Origin of the sequence: Rhizobium sp. GR12 (assembly GCF_036596185.1) — a bacterium.
Taxonomy (GTDB): Bacteria; Pseudomonadota; Alphaproteobacteria; order Rhizobiales; family Rhizobiaceae; genus Agrobacterium; species Agrobacterium nepotum.
Window position 1 is genome coordinate 364,153 of record NZ_JASXTH010000004.1, and the last position, 20,748, is coordinate 384,900.

A 20,748-nucleotide genomic window follows, 5' to 3' on the forward strand; every position below is an offset into this window, starting at 1 on the left:
CACGCCGAAACACAGTTCACATCCCATCAAGGCGAAGAACGTCGGGCGAACAGCGTCCCAGCGCCAAATGCTGTCCCGTTCGATGGCAGCTTTGCGCCCACACTCTGGTCGTTCAGGCATTTCCGGCCTGCCTCCGAAAACAGGCATTCCTGCAGCCATCCATGCTTTCAGATGCATCGCTTGCGTTTGGTGGCGGCTGGGAATGGCCCCCGGTCTCGGCGTGCATTCAATCGGCTCTCTGGAAGTTCGGGTAGGTTCGGCAGCGTGGGAAATTTTGGGCTTGCATCTGAATGATCCCGGCGACGTGCCTTGTGGAGCGTCGCCGGGATCTGGTCTTCAGGCGGCGATGGACATCCGGTCGATCAGCGGGCGAACCTTGCTGAGGAACTCTTCGCTCCCACAGGCGAAGCGAAGTTTGGACTGAAGGTCAACGGTATCCCAGTTGATCGTCGCGGAGACACCGAGATTGCGCAAGATCGGCAATGCTGCCATCACGTCCCATGTCGCGTCGCCGAGCGATACGTATCCATCGGTTTCACCTAGCGCGACCTCCACCATCGAGAGCGTCGCAGCGCCGCAATGACGGAACATGATGCCGAGATCATCTGAGATAAAGCGCAGCGCCTCCAACCGATCGGCAGTCGCCACCGATGGATGAAAGCTGAATCCTGTTGATGCTCGAGACATATCCAGCGCTGGCAGCGGTTTAACCGGCTGGCCATTCAGCAGCGTCGGGACATTCTTACCTCCCACGAGGGTTATGTCCCGGGCGGGAGCGTGGATGACGCCGAAGGATGGGCGCTGGTCCTCAAAGAGACCAATCGAAACGGCCCAGTTTTGGCTACCGCGGACATAGTTGAACGTACCGTCGATGGGGTCGATGACCCAGATGCGTCCTGAAGTGCCAACGGTCTCGCCGTTCTCCTCACCAAGGATGCCGTCTTCGGGAAATGCTTCACGCAGCTGGGCGATGAGGAGATCTTCCACCTCCCTATCGGCTCTCGTAACCAGGTCGAGATGGCCTTTGTTTTCGACAGGGAGATCGGCGAGGGAGTGGAAGTATCGGAGGGCCAGCTTCCCGGCCTCCCTTGCAATACCTTCGATGATGGCTTCGACCGCTGGTACGGTCGAAGTAGATGCATGCTCATCAACCACGAGCTTCGTTCCTGAGGCGGGTTACCTGTGCGACGTCGTCACCGAGCAACTGATCGAGTTGACCTTCGCGAACCCACTGGATGATCTGGGATTCGATATCGACCCCGTATTTCACGAGTTTTTCGGCGTAACCGACAGGGAGATAAGTGAAGGCAGCAAAGCCTTCGTCGTGAAGCTGGCGGGCTTCGCCGCTGGCGAAGTGATAGACTTCGATGTTCATGGCATCGAGATTGGCCTGACGAGCGAGAGCGGCCGGGTCGATCAGACGGGAATGCATCAGGCCAACGGTCGGGACCTCGGGGATCGCTTCCTTCACGGCCTTGAGCTGCACGTAGTCGAAAGACGAGAACTGCAGGAGATCGGCCGCGCCCAGCTCGTTGATCAAGGTGCGGAGCTTCGGGAAGAAGATGTCGTTCTGATCGTAGATCTTCAGTTCGAGCTGATAGATGATGCCAAGCTCACGTGCTAGCACCAAGGCATCCCTCAGGCGAGGAACCTGCTCGCCCGCATACTCATCGCTGAACCAGCTACCGGCATCGAGCTTCGACACTTCCGAATAGGTCATCTTCTGAACGATGCCATGACCGTTGGTGGTGCGATCGACAGTCTTGTCATGAATCAGAACCAGCTCACCGTCGCTGGTGATGGAAAGATCGGTTTCGCAGGTTGCAAGCGGACCAGCGTATTCAAAAGCCTTGAGGAAAGCGGCGAGCGTGTTCTCCGGGGCGCCTGCGCTATGACCGCGATGGCCGCCAAGGCGCATATTCTCGATCGTCATTCTAAGCGGGTTCATGGTCTTTTCCTTCTGATTTAACGGAGGCGCGCATCGAAGCGATCGCGCAGATAGTCGCCAAGCAGGCTGATGGAGAGCGTCGTCAGCACGATGACGGCACCGGGGAACGCTGCGATCCACCATGCGATCGCAAGATAGTTGCGGCCATCGGCAACCATCAGTCCAAGGCTTGTTTCCGGGGCCTGAATGCCGAGGCCAAGGAAGCTGAGGCCGCTCTCCAGCAGGATGATTTCCGGAAAGTTCACGGTGAACTGGACGATCAGCGGTCCGGCAATGTTCGGCAGCATGTGGCGAAGGTAGATGCGCATCGGTGGCACACCGACAATACGAGCAGCCTCTGCGTAACCTTCTTCTTTGGCGCTCAGCACAAGTCCTCGCGTCAGCCGCGCGTAGCGCTCCCAACTGGCGAAGCCAACAAGGAAGATAAAGAGAATGGGGCTCGATCCGAGGAGCGCCAGAACGCCGAGAGCGATAACGATGAATGGAACGGATGCCATGGCATCGGCAAAGCCCATAATGACATTATCGACCCAGCCGCCGAAATGAGCAGCCAGAAGGCCGAGCGTGGTGCCCATGATGGCGCAGATAATCGAGCCGACCAAGGCAATCATCAATGTCATCTGAGTGGCGATGAGAAGGTTACTGACTACGTCGCGACCGAGATAGTCGGTTCCCAAGAAGTGCTCGGCCGACAGAAAGGGCTTTGCGAAACGAGCGAGCGGATCCTGGCTGAGATAGTCGAAGGGCGCGACCCATCGTGCCATAATGCCGACGAAGATCACGATCGCGATCCAGAGGCAGCAGATTGCTATGCTCGCTGGCATCTTCCGAAATGGTGCCAGCAGAGACATTGGGGCGGGATTTGAAGACGTGACCGCTGCCATATCAAAGCTTCCTGATTTTCGGATTGAGGACCGCATAGAGCACGTCGACGGCCAGATTGATGACCACCATGAAGGCGGTGAAGATGATGATCATGGCCTGTACGACTGGCAGATCACCCGTGCTCGTCGCATTTACGAAACCACTCCCAAGACCCGGCCACGAAAACACGGGTTCTATCAGGGCGGATCCGCCGAGCAGACCGCCGGCGACAAAGCCAAGCGTCGTCACCATCGGTATTGCGGCATTAGGAAGTGCGTGTCGCAGGATGATCTCCCAATTCGGGATGCCATCGGCGCGCGCGGCCGCAATATAGGGTTGGCCGACGACGTCAATCAGCGTGGAACGCATGAAACGGGCTACTGCTGCGGCATTGAACAACGCAAAGGTCGCGACAGGCAGGACCGCATGGTTCCAGGTCGAGCTACCGGAACTCGGCAATATCCGGAGCCACACCGCGAACACGAAAACGAACACCAGGCCGAGCAGAAAATTTGGGATGCTGTATCCCAGAACCGAGCCTGCCATCACACCTTTGTCGAGAGCAGACTCACGGCGGATTGCCGCTACAATTCCGATTGGTATGCCAATCAGGAGACTGAGGAAAAACGCCGACACGGTCAGCAGCAAGGTCTTGGGTACTCGCTCACTGACAACATCGAAGACCTCGCGGCCATCGGCGAACGATGTGCCGAAATCACCGTGAAGTGCGTTCGCGACATAGTAGAGGTATTGTTCTGGGATGGAGCGGTCGAGGCCCCATTTTTCATTGAACGCGGCGAGCGCTTCCGGCCCAGCGTTATCTGACAGCATCGATTGTGCGGGATCGCCGCTCAGTCGCAGGATCACGAACACCAGCGTGACGGTGAAGATTAGAACGACGACGGCGCGCGCGATGCGGGCGAGGATGAAGCTGGTCACGGGGCCATCTCCATTTTCATTCCAACGCTGACGGCGGTCGGGACCGACCGGTCAATCTCTTCCGTACGGTGACAGGCGGCCTGCTGGTTTCCCACCGGTCGCAAGGTTGGTGTTTCATTGGCACACCGATCGATTGCGAATGGACAGCGTGCACGAAATGCACAGCCATTCGACGCTACGCTTGGGTCAAGTTCACCTTTGAGAGGGGGCTCGATATTGCGAACCGTCGGGTCCATCGTCGGCACCGACGCGAGCAGTGCACGGGTATAGGGATGCCTGGGACGCTGGTAGACGGACTTGATGTCCCCAGTCTCGACGACGCGACCGAGATACATGACGGCGATGCGATCGACGAGATGCCGGACGATCCGAAGGTCATGAGTGATGAAGACGTAAGCGAGATCCATCTCCTGCCAGAGCTCGCGCAACAACGCGACTACCTGGGCCTGGACGGATACATCGAGGGCCGAGACGGCTTCATCGAAGACGACAAGCTTGGGGTCGAGGATCAGCGCGCGAGCGATCACGACGCGTTGGCGCTGACCGCCCGACATCTGATGCGGGTATCGGTTCATCATCGCGCCGGACAGACCAACGCGTTCCAGCATCGCTGCTGCCCGACGATAGGCCTCTTCGCGGTCGCAGACGTGATGGACAAGCAATCCTTCGGCAACCTGCTGGCCGATGGTCATCTGCGGATTGAGAGCCGAGAGCGGATTTTGCTGAACGAGGGACGTGCGCACACGGAATTTCGTCCAGTCCTGCCTGCTGCGATCTCTATGGTTTACGCCCTCGAACCAGACATCGCCGCTGGTCGGTGGTGTCAATCCAAGGAGCAGGCGGCCGAGTGTCGACTTGCCGCTTCCAGATTCGCCAACGATCCCGATGCGTTCACGAGGTGCAAGCTCGAAGCAGATTGAATTCGATGCGAGCTGCTGGGTAGGTTTGGCGAAAAAACCAGTCTTGTGCTTGTAGGCCTTGGTAAGGTTCTGGGTCCGTAAAAGAGGCGTAATCATGCGACCACCGGATGGTAACAGGAGGCCTGGTGCGCCAGGCTGATATGGGCTGGGGTCGGGAAGCCGGCAGCGCATGCGCCGCTTGCGCGCGAACAGCGCGGATGAAAATGGCAGCCATCGGGGAGGCCATCGAGCAGAGGCACCGAACCCGGGATCGGCACAGGTGGCTCGAAATCGTAAGGATCGATGCTCGGCATACAATCGATCAATGCTCGGGCGTAGGGATGAGCTGGACGTTCGAGTAGCTCGGCAATTGGTGCAGTCTCGATGATTTTTCCGCAATACATAACGGCCGCCTTGTCAGCGAGGCGCGCGATCACACCGAGATCGTGGGAAACGATCATCAGCGCCACTCCTGTCTCTTGCTTCAATTCCTCGAGCAGATGGAGGATTTGCGCCTGCATGGTCACATCGAGAGCGGTGGTCGGTTCGTCGGCGATCAGCAATTGCGGTTTGGCGGCAAGCGCATGCGCGATCATGACGCGCTGGTTCATGCCGCCCGAAAACTGATGCGGATAGGCACGCAGCCGGCTCTTGGCGCGATCGATACCGACACGCTCAAGAAGCCTCATGGCTTCGAGCCGGGCATCGTTGCCCCTCAGTCCTTGATGGCGATAAAGCGCGGATTCGAGATAGTATCCGATGGTATGCACCGGGTTCAGGCTGCTGGTCGGATCCTGGAAGATCATCGCAATCGTTGGCTTGGCGGATTTTCCAGTTTTCGACGGGGCGTGTCCTAGTTCTATGGAGCCGCCAGTCCTTGCGATACCGCGCGGCAGCATTCCCGCGACGGCGTAACAGGTCATGCTCTTGCCACAACCTGACTCGCCGACGAGACCAAGGGTCTCTCCGGCATTCAGGGTAAAGCTGATCCCGTCGATAATTTTGATGTTGCGTCCCGGAACTTCGACGACCAAGTCGCGAACGGTCAAGAGCTTGGGCATAACGTGTCTCCTTGGAGCGATGCGCACGAATGCGCATCGCTTAGGCATCGGATGGTGATCAGCCGAAGCTGAGGTTGTTGCGGAATTCCATCATCTCAAAGCTGATCGGTTTCCAATGGACACCCTTGCGCGCCGCGTAGACATCGAACGGCTGGTAGAGAATGACGGCCGGCGCTTCTTCCTCGAAGATGTCGCGAATGCGGTTCCAGGCATCGAAACGCTCTTTGCCGTTCGGCATCTGGGATACCTGGGTGCAAAGCTCATTGAATTCCGCAGGCGCTTTCCAGCCCCAACGCTTCTGAACCTGACCGTTCGGGCCGAACTCGCAAACCATCGTCGCCCAGGCATCCGTCATCCACTGGCCGTTCGACCAATTGCGCATGTAGCTGTCGGCATCCTTCGGCGCAGCACCAGGGGCGTAGACCTTGGGAACAACATTGACGCCGATTTCCTTCCACATCTCGATCATCATCATGAGTGCGGGAACGGCATTGGCGTAGTAGTTGCCCATCGTGTGATAGGTGATCGGCGTACCGTCATAGCCGCTTTCCTTGACCAGGCGCTTCGCCTCTTCGACGTTGTATTCCATCGCCCTACGGTTCGGATCGAACGATTCGCCATAGTTCGGGAAGTTGAAGCCGTTCGGGATTGAAGCGGTCTTCCTCCACAAGGATTCGACCATGATCGGACGGTTGACGGCGAGCGCCAGCGCACGACGCAAGGTCTTCGACTGGAATACCTTCTGGTTCATATTGAAGGTGAACATGTGGAAGTTTTCGACGACGTTTCCGCGCGTTTCGAGATCGGAATAACCGTTGATCAGCTCCATATCGTCGGGTGTGAGCGTGGTAACGATATCGTATTCACCGCTGATCAGGCCGGCGACACGAGCGGCAGGTTCGGCGACGAGCTGGTAGGTGATCTTGGAAGCCGTCGGCTTCATACCCCAGTAATCGTCGTTCGGCTCGAGAACGACACGGTCGCCGGCAACCATTTCAACGAACTTGTAGGGACCCGTTCCGATCGGCTTGCTGCCGAAAGCCACCGTGCCCAAACCCTTGTAGTAATCCTTCGGCACAATCCTGCCCATCCAGGAGGTAACGTAGGTTTCCGTTAAATGGCTCGGGGTCTTGGTGCGCAGCACGACGGTGTATTTATCCTCGACGACGGGCTCGTCGAAATCTAGAGAGTAGGAGCCGCCGAGAGGAATGGTCTTGATCGCTTCCGGCCCCCAGAGGCGCTCGGAAGAGAACGTGTAGGCCACATCATCGGCTGTCATCTCGACACCATTGTGGAACATCACCTTCTGGCGCAGCTTAAAGCGGACAGACTTGTCGTCGATACGCTCCCAGCTTTCGGCGAGTGAAGGCATGAACCCAAGACCTGTCCCCGGCGCGCCGTTGCCGAAGAAGTCGCGGGCGATCAGGGTGTCGTAGATCTGGTTGACGATGCGCGGTCCAACATTGCTGATCGCATTGATCGGTTCAAGCGTCGCCGGCAAGCCGTTAACGCCGATCCTGAGTTCGCGACGCTCCTGAGCGAACGCAAACTTCATGCTGGTGGTCGAAGCCAGCGCCGCGACGCTCGCACCGATGATGAATTTTCTGCGGCTGGTGGAAAGCATCTAATGTCTCCTGCTTGGCAAGATGCTGTGGATGGAAAGGGGAAAGGTTGTCAGTTCGCGATGACGAACTTCTTGCGCAGCTTCTCGGGCGCTGCGTCGATGATCGATCTGGACCCGTTGTCGGTCACGACGATGCCGATGTCCTCGATTTTTCCGACCACGGAGAGGCTCGACTTCGCGAATTTGGAGTGGTCAGCGACGACGATCGTGCGACGAGAGACCTCGATCATGGCCTTAGCGACGCTCGCATTAACGGGCTCAACGGTGCAAACCAAGCCACGATCGACATCGATAGACGCTGCGTTGAGGATCAGCTTGTCGACGTTGAACTGTCTAATGAATTGCTCGGCCAGTGGCCCGCGGAAGGAATGATTCGTGTCGGTATATTCGCCACCGACAGAGTAAATCGTGTGGTCACCCTGTCGTGTCAGTTCCGCGACGATATCAAGGCCGTTGGAGATTATCGTCAGGTTCTTTCTGCCCGCCAGTTTCTTGGCGACTTCCAGCGCGGTAGTGCCTGCATCGAGGAGGATTGTGTCTCCATCGGAGATCATGCCGACGACGGTAGCGGCGATTGACGCTTTTTCTGACTGCTTCCAGACAAGGCGCGCGGAATTCGTTGCATCCTGTGCCACCTGGTTGATGCTGACGGCTCCGCCATGGGTACGACGAAGGAAGCCCGCCTCTTCGAGTTCAACCAGATCACGTCGAGCTGTGGCGACGGAAACATCAAAGCGTTCGATCAACGTCTTGAGATCAATGAAATTCTGTTCACGGAGAAGCTCGACGATTTTCGCCTGTCGGCCTTCGGCCTGAGTAGGGATAGACTGTAAATCACTCACGGGAATGATGCCTCTCGTTCATTCGTGAGCGGTATCTATCGGCAATGAGTGACATTGGTGTGACAGAAATGTTTTTCTGTAGGGGCATATCCTTCCTGTAAGGCCGGGAACTGCAGAAGAGGTTGGCTCGCCATCGATCATCGTGAGCGATATCGATCATCACGGCGTTGAGAATGTGAAAATATTCGCCGTGCTTTGGCTGCCGTCGTAGAGCGAGCACCCTTTTACATTATTGCTGCCAACAGCGAGAGGCGCTGCTCTAATGGAGAGCCGCCAAGTCATCGCATTGATTCCGTCAAATTTTAAGTTAGCAGGTCGCAGGTTCGTTCCCTCTCAAGGCGTCCGATTGTAGTACAGCGGTCGGCGCAAAATTCCTATCAACTGCAGTCTCACGTTCGGATGAGGGGTCCCATGTTCACATCCCATTCAAGACCAAAACATTATTCATGTTTTTTTCCAGCAGCCCGCGACGACAGCCCAAGGTCCACCTTTAAATCCGAAATAGACAGCTAAAGTTCTGCCGCGTGTTCCCGCTCGCCTGCCTTCGTAAGCTCATGAGCGTGATAAACCGCAGCCTGGGCCTCGTGTGTTTTGTTGGCGCCAACCTGTACCGACGGTTGAGCAAACTCAATGCCATTTCTCTGAAAGGCTTCGCGTAACATCGCATAGGCAGAGCGGCGGATGAAACTCTGCTGACTGGTCGGTATTGTGACCATGGCGAAGCTGATGACGATCCCATACCGGATATTGAGTGGTATGCGCTCGGCGCAATTAAAAAAACAGCATCGATCAGCCATGCATTTTGTACTCTCGTAAGAGCGAAAAACACTTTGTCAGCTGCTGCCCTCGTCAGGTTGCAACTTGATACCGCCATGCGCATGTTCGGCCTTGCTTTGGTCGAAGATGTAGAAGCTGCCGGCATTTGGCTAATGAATGACAATATTTATCGAAAGCTCAAAGGCGCGCACGGGTGAACCTTTGAGCGATGCATTTCTCCATCGAAAATTAAATGAAAAGTACCCCGGGCTGTCAGAGGCATATGAGGCAGCTTCGGATTATGTTCATCTGTCGGGGCGGCACATCAAAACTGGACTTTGGCCTCGAGAAGGAACTGCTACGTTATTCTTCAACTTGCACGGCACAGATGATAGGCGGCCTAATGAATGGTTCGCCGATATCATTGACTCTTTTGATCAAGCTACCAAGCTGACAGCTGACCTCATTGCTGAGTTTCTGAACACACGCTCTGTTCGGCCATGAGTTTCCGGTATGGACCGTCACGCGCGATCAGTTCGGCATGTGTGCCGCTATCGGCGATCAAGCCATCGGACACCACGAGGATGCGGCCGATTATCTAGACCGCATTTGCCGAAGCGCTCCTTTCCCTCCAACTAGAATTGTCCCGACCACCGGAAAAGGTTGCCGAATGGCCACACCCTTTGATTGAGGGTGACTTTTCACAGATTTACAACCGTTGAAGTTGTTGCGATGACGCCGCGTGATGCTATCTCTGCGTTAGGTTGAATCATCTAGGGAGATGAGGGATGAAAAAGTTGGGGGCGGTTTTGCTGGTGGCGCTTTTGAGCGCATGTGCAAAGCCATCTGACGGACCGACCGCAGGCAATATCCGATCTGCGACCTTCCCACGAACCAACGAAAAAATCCCCGTCATCGAGCTTGCGAATGCACCGGCGGCCACGGTTTCCGCCGGGAGTCTGCAGGGCGCCTCAGGGCTTGGCCTTACCGCGCTTCGCAACACCGGTTACAACGCCCAGAGATTGCGGCGCGGCGACGTGATCGACATCACCGTGCTGGATACGGGAGAAGACGGACTTTTCTCCCCGACGCAAAGCAAGACGCTCAATCTCGGCCGCTTTACCGTGGATCAGAGCGGATCGGTGAATATTCCCTTCGTCGGCAAACAGCGGGTGGTGGATTCGACGCCCGAGGGGCTGCAATCGCAGGTCGTCGCCGGGCTCAAGGGATCGGCCGTGAACCCGCAGGCCGTCGTCACCGTCGTTGACAAGCCGACGAACGCCGTCATGCTCGGCGGTGCGGTGAAGAACCCCGGCAAAATAACGCTCACCGCCCGGCAGGAGCGGGTGCTCGATGCCCTCAATCAGGCCGGCGGCCCGACTGTCGCGCCGGGCGCTGCCACCGTCACCGTCGTTCGCGGCTCGCACAGGGCCAGTGCGCCGCTTGATCGAGTCATGCGGGAAGACCGCCAGAATATCCGACTTTCGCCGGATGATCAGATCATGATCGATGGCGATGCGGCGAGCTACACCGCTCTCGGAGCCTTCAAGAGCGCTGGCGAATTCCAGTTTGAAGCCGGGAAACTCACCTTGGCGCAGGCTGTCGGCCGCGCCGGCGGATTGCTGGATGACCGTGCGGACGCGCGCAACGTCTATGTCTTCCGCAACGAGATTATTCAGGTGCCGTCTGCAACGGCACCGGGCGCGAAAGGCCCGGTCGCGACAGCCACGACCATGCGGCCGGTAATCTATCACGTCAATATGCGCGACGCTTCCAGCATTGCCCTCATGCAGCTTTTCCAGATGCAGAAGGATGATGTGCTTTATGCCGGCAACGCGCCGCTGGTGGATTCGGCCAAGCTCCTGACCGTGTTCCAGAAAAGCGTGCCGACGGCGGCAGCACCGCTTCCCGGCAGCGGCAACTGACGATTGGGCGCTACAGAAGCTGTAGCGCTTCCATCGCGGATTGCGGACGCAAAGCGGGATCGGTATGGCAACAGGAGTCCGCAAAATCCGCCAAGCTTTGCGTGACCTGCTTCCCATCTGACCCAGCAAGCCGCCGGGCAAGCCGTCCCACTGAAAATATATCCTGATCCGGCTTTGCCGCTGTGTCCCGCATCCGTTCCGGCGCCGCAAATTCGCGCGAGGCGGCGAAGCTCATGCCCCGTTTCGCATGTCTTTGGCCGATCTCCAGCGTAATACCGAAATCGCCAAGCCTGCCCGTTCCGAAATCGTCACTCTCCAGCAGAATATTGGCTGGCGTGACATCGCAGTGGACATAACCCCGTGCATGCATGGTGCTTAGCCCTTCCAGCAGGCGGCGAAGGATTGTGATCGCCTGCGGCGCGGTAGTAGGCCGCTGCGACGCCAGTGACTGCGGCAGCCATGGTTGCAACAGACCCGGCCGGCCATCGGGCAGTCTCAGCAGCGCCGATGTTTCCACCAGGCACGGATGGCGCAGCGCCAGTCCGACCTGTGCCTCCTCCCGCAATCTTTGCAGTAGCGTCGCGTCGTTTCTCAAGGCTGGTGGCACGGTCTTCAGCGCATGAAGGGTGCCGAGATCGCGGTGCCGCACTTGCAGCAGCAGCGTGTTTTCGCTTTCGTAGGCAATCCGTTCAAGGGAAAAACTGTCGGCAATCCAGTCGGGTTTTGCCTCGGAAAAATGCGAGACTTTCCGATCCAGCGCGTTCCTGATCTGGTCGATCAGATCCTTCCGGTCTTCGGCCGACCTCTCCTCAGTGCCGTCGTGGCGGATGCTTTCCCACAGATCGGAAAAGCGCTCGGCGACCTGCGGATAGGCAGGCCCATCGCCCGGTTGTTTAGCCTTGCTCAAGCCGGTTTCCAATCACGATGGCGCTGACATTCTCGCGTGCGTCTTCGATCAGCGCCTCCTGGATCAGGGCACTGGCGCAGTCCTTGATCGGGGTGTTGCCGACAATCCCGGCAATGGCGCGCTCCTTCAGGATTTGCACCAGCGGATAGCTGCACAGGAGCAGCCTGTCCTGAGAACTCCAGTCGTCCCCGACGATATCCGGCCGGAATTGCTGGGAAAGGCCGACACATTGCGAGAGCTGCTTTTTCATGCCGACAACGACGTGATCGCGCGAAAGCTGGTGCATGGTTCCATTTTTCAGGAGATAGGCACGCGCGTCGCCGGACCACAACACGCTCAGCCTGCGGCCGAAAATGGATGCTATGACGACGCTCGCGATCGGCCTGCCGTCGGCGCCCATGGCCGGCCGGGACAGAAGCAGGCTGTTGACCGTGCCGAGCTTCCCCCTGATCTGCTGCGCCATCACTTCGGGATTTTCGGAATCCGGCGTCTCGGCAAGAATATTCGTCACCAGACGGGCGGCTTCCACGGCGCTGTGCGTGTCGCCCTGTCCATCCGCTATGGCGAAGAGGGCGGGCGTCTGGGAAACGAAGAGCGAATCTGCGTTCAGGGAAACCCGTGTTCCCGGGTGCGTGGCATAGCTGTAGATAACCGGCGTGGGCTGTTCGGTTGAGGGTGTGGGCGAGATAATGGGTGGGGTTTTCTCTCTCGCACTCTCCGGCGCCTGCGCAGGTGCTGAACCGTCCTCATCGCCCTTGCCTGCCATGTCGCTGAAGAGACGCAGGAAATCGGAAGCTTTGGGTTTGCCGTCAAATTTGAGGCCGCGTGCACGGCGGCTGACGGGATCGATGCGCCACCAGAGGCTCGTCGGTACATGGTTATGCACCATTTCCGGTGCATCATCCTCTTCCCGTGGCTTCGGCGGGCGCAGTTTTTTGACGGAGGCGTTGAACCGGGACATGTCGAAATCATCCGTCATGGATGTTTCGGCCAGCGCCTCGGCGGCCATGAACCAGGTGTCGTCGAGATAGAGCGTTCTTGGATGTTTCCGGAAGTTATTGAGCTGGGCAATGATGGCAAGCGGATATTTTCGCCCCACCCGGTCTGCACTGGGCACCAGCACGCCGGCATAGGCGCAGTTTCCCCATATGCCGCTTTCGATGATGAAACGTATGGGAGGCGATGACGCGAATATTTCGGACCATTGGCCCGCGAACATGTCCGCGCAGGCGTGCAGGCCGGATCGCATCCAGTCGTCAAACGTCCCGATCAACTCTCGTTCAAGCCCGTCGGAGATGAAGTCGCCGTGGCTGGGTACCTTGCCGAAGAAACCGATGCGGTCACTTTCCGCTGCGGTTTCCGCGGGCCTCAATGCCTGATTGGCCATCAGTTGTTATTGACCGTGGTGCTTTTCGTTGTTGCTTTCATCATAGATCCCCTCCTGTAAAAAAAACGCTGTGCCGCCCCGCCGCTAAAACTGTGCGGGGCAGGCAAAGCCGGCGATGGCGTCCAGCCTGAATGGGTTGAGAACCGAGCCGAACTGAATATCGAATTCGGCAGCCTGAGCGCCATTCGCAAATCGCACCCGCAGCAGATCACCCGACTGGTTTTCGATGTCGGCGCCGTCAAACAGTCGGAATGGCGACCAGTCGCCGTTTTCGGTTTTCGCCTGCTGCCAGCCGCCCGGCTGGAAGGCGATGCGCGACAGGCTGGCCGCGTTTTCACGCGACGGCCAGGTGATCGATTTCGCCTGAATGGGGCCGTGATAATAAACGACCCGCTCACCCTCGATTTCCAGCATGACGGCACTGGAGGCATTGGTGAGCGAAACGGGTTTGACATTGATCGACACCGCCGGCGTCTCGCTGCCATTCGGGAAGAAGGCGCGCGAAATCTTGTCGGCATTTTCGAACTGGGCAATGGCGCTGCTGGGAATGCCGGCGGCGCCGAAGGTGCCTTTCCAGCTCCAGGGGTTGGTCGTCCTGTCGACAAACGGCTCCAGTCGCTGTTTGAAGAAGCTCTGGAAAACACCAGATGGCCCGAAGAGACGGGTGAAATCCGCGATGGCGACATCGCGGGAAGACGACCTGTCGAAAGGATAACGGCCCGTGACGATGGAAGAGCACAGGGACGCCGCATCGGCTGCCCATAGTTCGGCAATGCGGCTGCGTGCGGATTTGACCGCAAGCGAGCCGACATCCGCCGCCACGCCCGCCACCCACACATCCAGCGGCGCAGGCAATTCGCGGGCCTGCTGCAACAGATCCTGATTGGCCTTGGTGAGTTGGCTGTCCACGTCGAACACCCTGGCGACTTCATCGGAGGTGGTTGCCGAGCGGGCAAGCTGCTCGTTCAGCATCTTGAAATGCGCCAGCAACTGTTCCGATGGCGAACCACCGGCCTTGCCGCCATTGGCCTCGCCCGTTGCGGTCGTGCCTTTCGCCACAAGCATGTCGCGCAGTCTCGCATAGGGATCGGTCGCGTTCACCGTGGCGGCCAGAACGGCTGCGGTTGCGTCACCTTCCGCGGCGGAGGCGAGGGTGGCCGGGTTTGCTCCGGGGCGCAGATCGGTCGCATCCGCGATCGATTTGGCGGCCTCCACCACAATATTGCGCTCATTGGCAAGTGCGCGGGTTGTTTCCACCGCGTCGCCAAGGGTCTGGGATGGCTTGACCCGAAGGTCGGCCAGCGTATCAGCCCATTTTTTCTCGAAACGGTCGAAATAGATTTGCAGTGCAGCCTGCGCCACCTGCTCGACCGTGGCGCCCCTGATGGCATCATCGGAACCGCGCACCCACCCTTCGGAAAGCGCGATGCGCGCCGCATGGGCAACCTGCGGAATGACAATGCTGCGATATCCTTCCGCCGTGAAAAGACCTTCGATGCCTTCCGTCATCGGCGCCTTGCTGCGGCGCTCGAAGGCACGCTCGCCAAGCGGGCCGAAAGCCGTGGCGGGTGTCCATTCCATCAGTTCCCGCGCCTGCGGAAGACCGGCGAGAATATCATAGGCACGCGTGCCGACAGCCTGGTTGCGGATGGTTTCGCGGGCGGTGGCGATGAGCCGCGCATCGAGCTCGATCGGGGCGAGCACGCCATTCGCCAGCGCTTTTGCGTGCCGGTCGAGCGCCTCTCTCGCCGCCGCTCTTCCGTCGCCGGGATAAAGGGATGCGAACATCTGATGCGTCTGCAAGGTCAGGAAATCGGGGTCCAGCGCACCCATGCCGCCGAGCATTCCATAGAGCTTCAACGAATTGAAGGTGCGCGGGACATCCCTTTCGTCCTTCAGCTGTTTCTGCAGCTGCACGATCATGCGGGGCAGGAGCAGGGCGTTGAGCGCGCGCTGATAGGCGTCACGCTGCCGTCCGGCGATCTTGTCCTCCTGATCGAGCCCGAAGCTGACGTTCCACACTCTCTCGCGGGCAAAGCCGGAATTGACATCGCGCAGATTGTCGAGCGCCGGGAGGATACGGAGAAAATCGGCGTCGGAAACATCGCGCACGGGAATGCCCTGAATGAGCTGTTCATAAGCGCCAAGTTTGCGATCGGCTTCCGCCAGCGCCTGCGTATTGGCGAAATAGGTGAAAATCCAGCCGGTGAAGACAATGGCGACCGCGGCGGCGGATACGCCATAGGCAATGCGCCGCACCAGCAATTGTCGCCTGGAAAGGCGCTTGTCACGCATTACCAGTGCGGCTTCGGGGAAGATGACGTCCTTGAACAGCCGCGACAGGAAATAACTTCGGCGGGTCCGGGACGCTGCGGGAGACCTTTCCGTTTCCGGCTGCGTTCCCGAAGCGAGGTAAACGCCGCGCAAAAGCGGGGCTTCGATGAGGGGAGAACTTGCGCAAAGTTCGCTCAGCGCCTCATGGAGCCGGTCTTTCAGCCGCGCGAGTTCGGCGGGGAAACGGAAGATGCGGCCGCGCGTCTCGGCATTCTGCTCCTGCTGCAGGCGCTCGATCAGCATCGCATCGACCCGCTGTTGCAGCAGTTCGAACTCTTCCATCAGGCGTTGCGGCAGGTCTTCGGCGGTATAGCTCTCATCCAGCTTGAAGGTGGTGCCCCATACCTGCTGGCGATCGGTCTTGTTGAAACCGTCGAAGAATTCCACGAAACCATGCAGCAGATCCGCCTTCGTCAGCACGATATAGACCGGAACGCGCGCACGCAGATACTCGTCCAGTTCCGAAAGCCGCTGGCGGATGGAGCGCAGTTCCTGCCGCTGCTCCTCGGGATCGCGGGTGAGAAGATCGGGGATGGAAAGTGTCACCAATGCGCCGTTGATCGGCTGCGAGCGGCGATATCGTCTCAGAAGTCCAAGGAATCCTTCCCAGCCGGCCTTCGATGAGCCATCAAGGTCGTCCTGCGTGGTGTAACGGCCGGCGGTGTCGATCAATATCGCCTCGTCGGCGAACCACCAGTTGCAGTTGCGTGTGCCGCCGATGCCCTTCACCGCGTTTTCGCCGAGCGCATCGCCAAGCGGAAACTGCAGGCCGGAATTGGTGAGCGCTGTCGTCTTGCCGGAGCCTGGTGCGCCGAAGATGACATACCAGGGAAGGTCGTAGATATAACCGAAACGCTTTTTCGTGACCCGCCGCAGTAGCGCCAGCGCTTCCTTGAGGCGCGTCTGGATTTCGCCGACTTCGGCCTGGCGGTTGGCCAGGGCTTCGCGCTCGATACTGTCGACGAGTTCCTTGTCCTGCTTGCGGCCGCGATAAATCGTGACGACGATATAAATCAGCCATATCGCCAGAATAATGCCGATGGCGATCAGCCGGGCCTGTGTCGTTCCCAAAGGCTTGAAATCGCCCAGCGCGACCAGATAGCCATAAAACCAGATGACGATGCAGAGCGCAACCACCCATAACAGCGACAGGAAGCGGCGGCCGATGAGAGCCGCATAGCTCTCGACATAGGATCGGATCGTATAAAAATAGCTTAGCGGATTCATGGCTGGACCTCTCGCGGCTGCGGTCCCGAACTGTTCTGGATTGTCGGCGAGAGAATGCCGGCGTCGCTCAGATTTTCATCGGGATTGGTCAGGACCATGATTTCTGTTCTGCGGTTGATCTGACGACCTTCCTCCGTCTTGTTGTCGGCGATCGGGTCGCTGTCGGCACGGCCTTCCGTCAGGATCGCTTCCGGGCCGGTGAATTGTGAAAGAATGTCTCCGACCGCCTTGGCGCGCGCTTCGGAAAGGTGCCAGTTCGACGGAAATTCCACCGTCTTGATCGGCACGGTGTCGGTATAACCGATGACGACGGCGCGGAATTTTTCAGCCGCAAGCGCCCCGCCAATGCGCTGGATGAGGTCGCGGAACTGCGGACTGACATCGGCGCTGCCGGTGGAGAACAGGCCCGAATTGTTGATGCGGACGCGCAGCCGCCCGTTCACATCCGCCAGCGTGACAAGCTTCTTTTCGACTTCCGGCTGAAGGAAGGCCATCAGCTTTTCAAGCCGGGAAGGTTGCCGCGGCTCCGTCTTCGGCGGTTCCACGACCTTGGGCGTTTCGACCTGCGCCGGTGGCTGTGGCGGCGGGTTTGCGATCAGCACGCTCGGCGTCTCGTTCGGCGGCAGATGCGCGAGCCTCTCGAAGGTGACATCGGAGGCGTTGTTGAGCGACAGCGTGAAGAAGAGATAACCAAGCGCGAAGGCAAGCGCCATCAGCGACAGCAAGGTCCACAGCGCAGCCATCGTGCGCAACGGCGTATGCCGTGCATCGACGCCTTTCCAGTGCGGCGAAAGCTCCCGTTCGAAGGTGCCGTATTGGCCGATCAGCGTCTTGTAGAGGCTGTCGCGGATACGCGAGAGCTCCAGCGCACCCTTTGGCGAAACGCGGGTGCGTCCTTCAAAAGCCAGTGACAGGCACAGATAGATCAGCAGCAGCAGATCTTTGTTGGCGCCAGGTGACTGGTGGAAATGGTCGAGAATGTCGAAAACCCGGTCGCCGCCGGTGACATCATTGTGGAAGGTGGAGACAAGGCCGGAGCGCGCCCAACCTGCCCGCACGCCCCAGGGCTTGCTCAGAACGACATCATCCACCGTGGCGCAGACGACATAATGCGCCGCCCTTGCCCGTTCGGGGCTAATGCGTGCGGAAGCGAGATCACGCTCGTAGCGGGTGATCGCCTCAACGCAGGCGCGGCGAAGCTGATCGGGATCCGGCTCGGCATCGCTGAAGCGGAGGAGATGCGCGAGGTTGAGAAGGGGGGCGGCCGATTGCAAGAGCGTCGGCACATCGTCGCCGCCGAAATGGAAACCGGAGAGCAGCTGATCGACCGGCATGGCGGCCGCGCTTGCCTTCGGTCGCCCGGCCGGCTCGTCGGCTTCGACAATGTCTTCCAGGATCGCCGCCATGTTGCGGGCGTTCTGGTTGCGTCGGCGGCTTTCTTCGGTGATTTCGACCACCGTTGGCAAATCCTGCCAGGAGGAGGGCTTTTCCTTGCTCATTCGCGTAACGCCCACATTTCCATCTCAAGCCCGGGGAACTCTCCCGCCAGATGCAGGGCGATGGCGCCTGATGTATCAAGCTGCTTCCAGAGTGGTGATTGCGTGTCGATTTCGAAATAGACGGTGCCGGACCGATAGGGCAATTGCCGTGGCAGAACCGGCAGGGAGCGCACGGGAATGCCCGGCAGCGCCACGTTGACCAGTTCGGAAATCCGCTCCACCGGTCCGACCTTGATCTGAGCCGGCAGACGGCGGCGAATGTCCTCGGCGGCCACATCCGCGCGCACGGCAAGCACGAAACCGGCAGCATCGCGCAGCAATGTGCGATCGTGGATGGTGCCGACGCGGACGCCATGGCGGCGCTCCACCAGTTCGATGGCCACGGCGGCCTGTTCCAGAACCGCCGACAGCGATGTGCGCAGATCATCAAAAACCGCGCCGAAGGTGGCCTTCAGATCCTCGTGCCGATAGGGCGGGAAATCCGTCGCCCTTTTTTTGTCCGTGGTGAAGGTTGCAAGCTCGCCCGCAAGCTGGATGCAGTCTTCGTAAAAGCGGATGGGGTGAAAACGCGTGGCGTTGGCGCAGCGGTGCGCCAGCAGCGGATCGGCGCGGTTGAGGATCTGCAGCAGGAAATAATCGCCCACTTCCGCGGTTCCCCGGATCGTCGGGTCGCCGATGCGTTCGGCAATCGCCTGCGCACGGTGGCGCACGATCCCCAGAAGTTCCGTCAGCAATTCGTTAAGGCGGGGTGCCGCCGCGCAGCTGAGGCTCGGAGGAATGAAATCCGGGTCCAGAATGACCGCACGGTCGGAACGGACCTCGATCACGCGTGCCAGACCGATGAGATCGTAACCGGAAAGATCGTCGCCGGTCTTGAGGAATTTCAGGCTGAGACGGCCGACATCGATGGGGGCTACGAAATCCGTCTCGATATTGGTGTCGGAGACCTCATAGCTGGAGGCGGTGAAGCGCACATTATTCGCATCGTTGCGGCCGCTGGCGGACATGTCCGCCTTGCCCGGCTGCCGCGCTGGCAGGGCGAGATAGATGACGGCGTTCTTGACGCTTTCGTCGAGATCAAGCGGTGGCGGCAGGTCGGAATCTTCAGGCGCTTCGAAGGGCGTTCCATCGGGAAGGACGCCACGCAGGTTTGACAGGGCGAATTGCCCTATAGACAATGCGCTGCGGTCGACGCCGATTTCGGCAATGCCCCAGGGGTAAGGCGAGAGGTTGCGCGTGGTGTTGCGCACCAGGCGTTCGGTCCAGCGGTCGGATTGCTGAAAATGCTGGACGCGAAGAAACATGCCCTCGCTCCAGGCAACACGGTTCTCATGTCTCATTGTGGTTGTTTACCCCCTTTGCGTCGTCCGCAATCGCGTCAGGCTCCTGCGTGGGCGCGGTCTCACCGCGCGCTGCCCGCTGCAGGAACTGTCTGATCGGTAATGGACGGCCGTTTTCCTCAAATTGCTTTTTGTACGTGGACCAGTAATCGGTCTTCATGATCAGACCTTGCCAGTCCCTGCGGCCGATTTTCGCCCGGAGATCGTTGCCGGCATCGACTGCGGCCTCAAGAAGCTTGGGCTCGAGCTTTTGCGTGCAGTTATGGATCAAGGTTTCAAGAGAGGCGGCGAGACGCCGCTGCTGGCGGATGAGGATTTCCATCCGCTCGCTCAGGGAGGCTGACGAACCGTGGCCGGCGCGCTCGCTTTCAATATCGAGAATGGCCAGACAATCGGCGCTTTCCCGCTCCAGCGCGGTCAGAAGATCGCCGATCTCCTGGGCAGTCGAAACATCAGCAGTTGATGCTTTCTTCAGGGTCAGCTCTTCGCTTGCCTCCGGAAAAACACTGTCAAAATCTTCGCTACCTGCGGCCGAAACCGGGCGTGAGATCATGACCGGCGTGTTCAGTGCGTCGGTATGTTCGTGCTCGCTGCTCGCAACCGGCTCCTCGTCCCAGTTGTCAGGTAGAACGGTGCCGATTCCGCGCGCAGAGGGCGGCTCGCTCCAGCCGACCTCGACATTTCGCGAAATGGATTTTGCCTTCCGGTTCGCGCCCTCGCGCCATGTTTCGGACCAGTCATCGGGCGAAGCGGTGTTGCCCATCACTCCGCCGGCCGAACGGCCGTTCGGGGCGATGTCGGCAAGGATCGCCGAAATGGTCAGCGGCTCGTCACTCATACGCAGGGATGCGTCGGGATCGGAAAAATCCAGCTCAGCATCACCGCTGATGGCAACCTGAAAAATCTGCCCGCCAATATTGATTTGCGAACCGTCCCGGAGACGCGCGCTTTCACCTTCCAGCAGCAGGCGGCCATCGACCAGCGTGCCATTCGCGCTCTGGTCAAGGATCGTAAATCCTTCACCATCGCGGCTGAGCGTGCAGTGCTGCTTGGAAACGCGCCGCTCATTGTTGTCGATCTGCCAGTCGCAGTCGCGAGATCGGCCGATGACGCGGCGGCCGCGCTCAAAGCTCCATGGATTGGCTCTTGTGGCTCCGATATTTTGTGTGTCCCTGAGCGCAAGCTTCATATCCATG

17 protein-coding genes are annotated in these 20,748 nt (G+C 59.1%); 2 read left to right on the forward strand and 15 right to left on the reverse strand.

Going from position 1 to position 20,748, the window contains the following annotated elements; all coding sequences use genetic code 11:
• Positions 1 to 336: 336 nt before the first annotated feature.
• The 9 genes from QSK43_RS09470 to QSK43_RS09510 all read right to left on the reverse strand — a co-directional run bounded on the left by QSK43_RS09470 (position 337) and on the right by QSK43_RS09510 (position 8,974).
• Entirely contained in the window at positions 337 to 1,155 is an 819-nt protein-coding gene (locus tag QSK43_RS09470; RefSeq protein WP_332303257.1) for an inositol monophosphatase family protein, read from the reverse strand.
• A complete protein-coding gene (locus QSK43_RS09475; RefSeq protein ID WP_332303258.1) occupies positions 1,148 to 1,948 on the reverse strand; it encodes a glycerophosphodiester phosphodiesterase in 801 nt (266 codons plus the stop codon). Before QSK43_RS09475 ends, QSK43_RS09470 begins: the two co-directional genes overlap by 8 nt.
• Before the next feature lie 17 nt (positions 1,949 to 1,965).
• Complete coding sequence (locus QSK43_RS09480; protein ID WP_332303259.1) at positions 1,966 to 2,832, reverse strand: ABC transporter permease; 867 nt, start codon at positions 2,830 to 2,832, stop codon at positions 1,966 to 1,968.
• A gap of 1 nt (position 2,833) precedes the next feature.
• A complete protein-coding gene (locus QSK43_RS09485) occupies positions 2,834 to 3,751 on the reverse strand; it encodes an ABC transporter permease (protein ID WP_332303260.1) in 918 nt (305 codons plus the stop codon).
• Entirely contained in the window at positions 3,748 to 4,767 is a 1,020-nt protein-coding gene (locus QSK43_RS09490) for an oligopeptide/dipeptide ABC transporter ATP-binding protein (RefSeq protein WP_332303261.1), read from the reverse strand. Before QSK43_RS09490 ends, QSK43_RS09485 begins: the two co-directional genes overlap by 4 nt.
• Positions 4,764 to 5,711, reverse strand: coding sequence for an ABC transporter ATP-binding protein (locus tag QSK43_RS09495; protein WP_332303262.1), 948 nt, complete (start codon positions 5,709 to 5,711; stop codon positions 4,764 to 4,766). Before QSK43_RS09495 ends, QSK43_RS09490 begins: the two co-directional genes overlap by 4 nt.
• Positions 5,712 to 5,769: 58 nt before the next feature.
• Positions 5,770 to 7,335 carry an ABC transporter substrate-binding protein gene (locus QSK43_RS09500; RefSeq protein WP_332303263.1) on the reverse strand — a complete coding sequence of 522 codons (1,566 nt, stop codon included), beginning with the start codon at positions 7,333 to 7,335 and terminating at the stop codon, positions 5,770 to 5,772.
• Positions 7,336 to 7,385: 50 nt separating this feature from the next.
• Positions 7,386 to 8,159: a DeoR/GlpR family DNA-binding transcription regulator gene (locus QSK43_RS09505; protein ID WP_332303319.1), complete on the reverse strand. Its 774-nt coding sequence runs from the start codon at positions 8,157 to 8,159 to the stop codon at positions 7,386 to 7,388.
• Positions 8,160 to 8,686: 527 nt separating this feature from the next.
• A complete protein-coding gene (locus QSK43_RS09510; RefSeq protein ID WP_332303264.1) occupies positions 8,687 to 8,974 on the reverse strand; it encodes a mechanosensitive ion channel family protein in 288 nt (95 codons plus the stop codon).
• A gap of 136 nt (positions 8,975 to 9,110) precedes the next feature.
• On the opposite strand from QSK43_RS09510, the gene QSK43_RS09515 reads away from it, so the two are divergent.
• A complete protein-coding gene (locus tag QSK43_RS09515; RefSeq protein WP_332303265.1) occupies positions 9,111 to 9,437 on the forward strand; it encodes a hypothetical protein in 327 nt (108 codons plus the stop codon).
• Positions 9,438 to 9,721: 284 nt separating this feature from the next.
• A complete protein-coding gene (locus tag QSK43_RS09520) occupies positions 9,722 to 10,858 on the forward strand; it encodes a polysaccharide biosynthesis/export family protein (protein WP_332303266.1) in 1,137 nt (378 codons plus the stop codon).
• 10 nt (positions 10,859 to 10,868) lie between these two features.
• Here the strand turns inward: QSK43_RS09520 and QSK43_RS09525 are convergent, their stop codons facing one another.
• The 6 genes from QSK43_RS09525 to QSK43_RS09550 all read right to left on the reverse strand — a co-directional run bounded on the left by QSK43_RS09525 (position 10,869) and on the right by QSK43_RS09550 (position 20,747).
• Complete coding sequence (locus tag QSK43_RS09525; protein WP_332303267.1) at positions 10,869 to 11,765, reverse strand: protein kinase domain-containing protein; 897 nt, start codon at positions 11,763 to 11,765, stop codon at positions 10,869 to 10,871.
• Positions 11,752 to 13,152, reverse strand: coding sequence for a type VI secretion system-associated protein TagF (gene tagF, locus QSK43_RS09530; protein ID WP_332303268.1), 1,401 nt, complete (start codon positions 13,150 to 13,152; stop codon positions 11,752 to 11,754). The genes QSK43_RS09525 and tagF overlap by 14 nt, the downstream gene beginning before the upstream one ends.
• An 84-nt stretch (positions 13,153 to 13,236) precedes the next feature.
• Positions 13,237 to 16,713: a type VI secretion system membrane subunit TssM gene (gene tssM / locus QSK43_RS09535; protein ID WP_332303269.1), complete on the reverse strand. Its 3,477-nt coding sequence runs from the start codon at positions 16,711 to 16,713 to the stop codon at positions 13,237 to 13,239.
• Positions 16,710 to 18,212 carry a type VI secretion system protein TssL, long form gene (tssL, locus tag QSK43_RS09540; RefSeq protein WP_332303270.1) on the reverse strand — a complete coding sequence of 501 codons (1,503 nt, stop codon included), beginning with the start codon at positions 18,210 to 18,212 and terminating at the stop codon, positions 16,710 to 16,712. Before tssL ends, tssM begins: the two co-directional genes overlap by 4 nt.
• Positions 18,209 to 19,552 (reverse strand): type VI secretion system baseplate subunit TssK, encoded by a 1,344-nt coding sequence (tssK, locus tag QSK43_RS09545; protein WP_332303271.1) that lies wholly within the window; start codon positions 19,550 to 19,552, stop codon positions 18,209 to 18,211. The genes tssL and tssK overlap by 4 nt, the downstream gene beginning before the upstream one ends.
• Positions 19,542 to 20,747, reverse strand: a complete 1,206-nt coding sequence (locus QSK43_RS09550) for a type VI secretion system-associated FHA domain protein (protein WP_332303272.1) — start codon at positions 20,745 to 20,747, stop codon at positions 19,542 to 19,544. Before QSK43_RS09550 ends, tssK begins: the two co-directional genes overlap by 11 nt.
• Position 20,748 lies beyond the last annotated feature (1 nt).

Bases quoted from the DNA above. Each gene is read 5' to 3' on its own strand.
- QSK43_RS09500 (WP_332303263.1), bottom strand. From the start codon at position 7,335: ATGCTTTCCACCAGCCGCAGAAAATTCATCATCGGTGCGAGCGTCGCG.
- QSK43_RS09515 (WP_332303265.1), top strand. From the start codon at position 9,111: ATGACAATATTTATCGAAAGCTCAAAGGCGCGCACGGGTGAACCTTTG.
- QSK43_RS09550 (WP_332303272.1), bottom strand. From the start codon at position 20,747: ATGGATATGAAGCTTGCGCTCAGGGACACACAAAATATCGGAGCCACA.
- QSK43_RS09490 (WP_332303261.1), bottom strand. From the start codon at position 4,767: ATGATTACGCCTCTTTTACGGACCCAGAACCTTACCAAGGCCTACAAG.
- QSK43_RS09475 (WP_332303258.1), bottom strand. From the start codon at position 1,948: ATGAACCCGCTTAGAATGACGATCGAGAATATGCGCCTTGGCGGCCAT.
- tssK (WP_332303271.1), bottom strand. From the start codon at position 19,552: ATGAGACATGAGAACCGTGTTGCCTGGAGCGAGGGCATGTTTCTTCGC.
- tagF (WP_332303268.1), bottom strand. From the start codon at position 13,152: ATGGCCAATCAGGCATTGAGGCCCGCGGAAACCGCAGCGGAAAGTGAC.
- tssM (WP_332303269.1), bottom strand. From the start codon at position 16,713: ATGAATCCGCTAAGCTATTTTTATACGATCCGATCCTATGTCGAGAGC.
- QSK43_RS09510 (WP_332303264.1), bottom strand. From the start codon at position 8,974: ATGGCTGATCGATGCTGTTTTTTTAATTGCGCCGAGCGCATACCACTC.
- QSK43_RS09495 (WP_332303262.1), bottom strand. From the start codon at position 5,711: ATGCCCAAGCTCTTGACCGTTCGCGACTTGGTCGTCGAAGTTCCGGGA.
- QSK43_RS09520 (WP_332303266.1), top strand. From the start codon at position 9,722: ATGAAAAAGTTGGGGGCGGTTTTGCTGGTGGCGCTTTTGAGCGCATGT.
- QSK43_RS09480 (WP_332303259.1), bottom strand. From the start codon at position 2,832: ATGGCAGCGGTCACGTCTTCAAATCCCGCCCCAATGTCTCTGCTGGCA.
- tssL (WP_332303270.1), bottom strand. From the start codon at position 18,212: ATGAGCAAGGAAAAGCCCTCCTCCTGGCAGGATTTGCCAACGGTGGTC.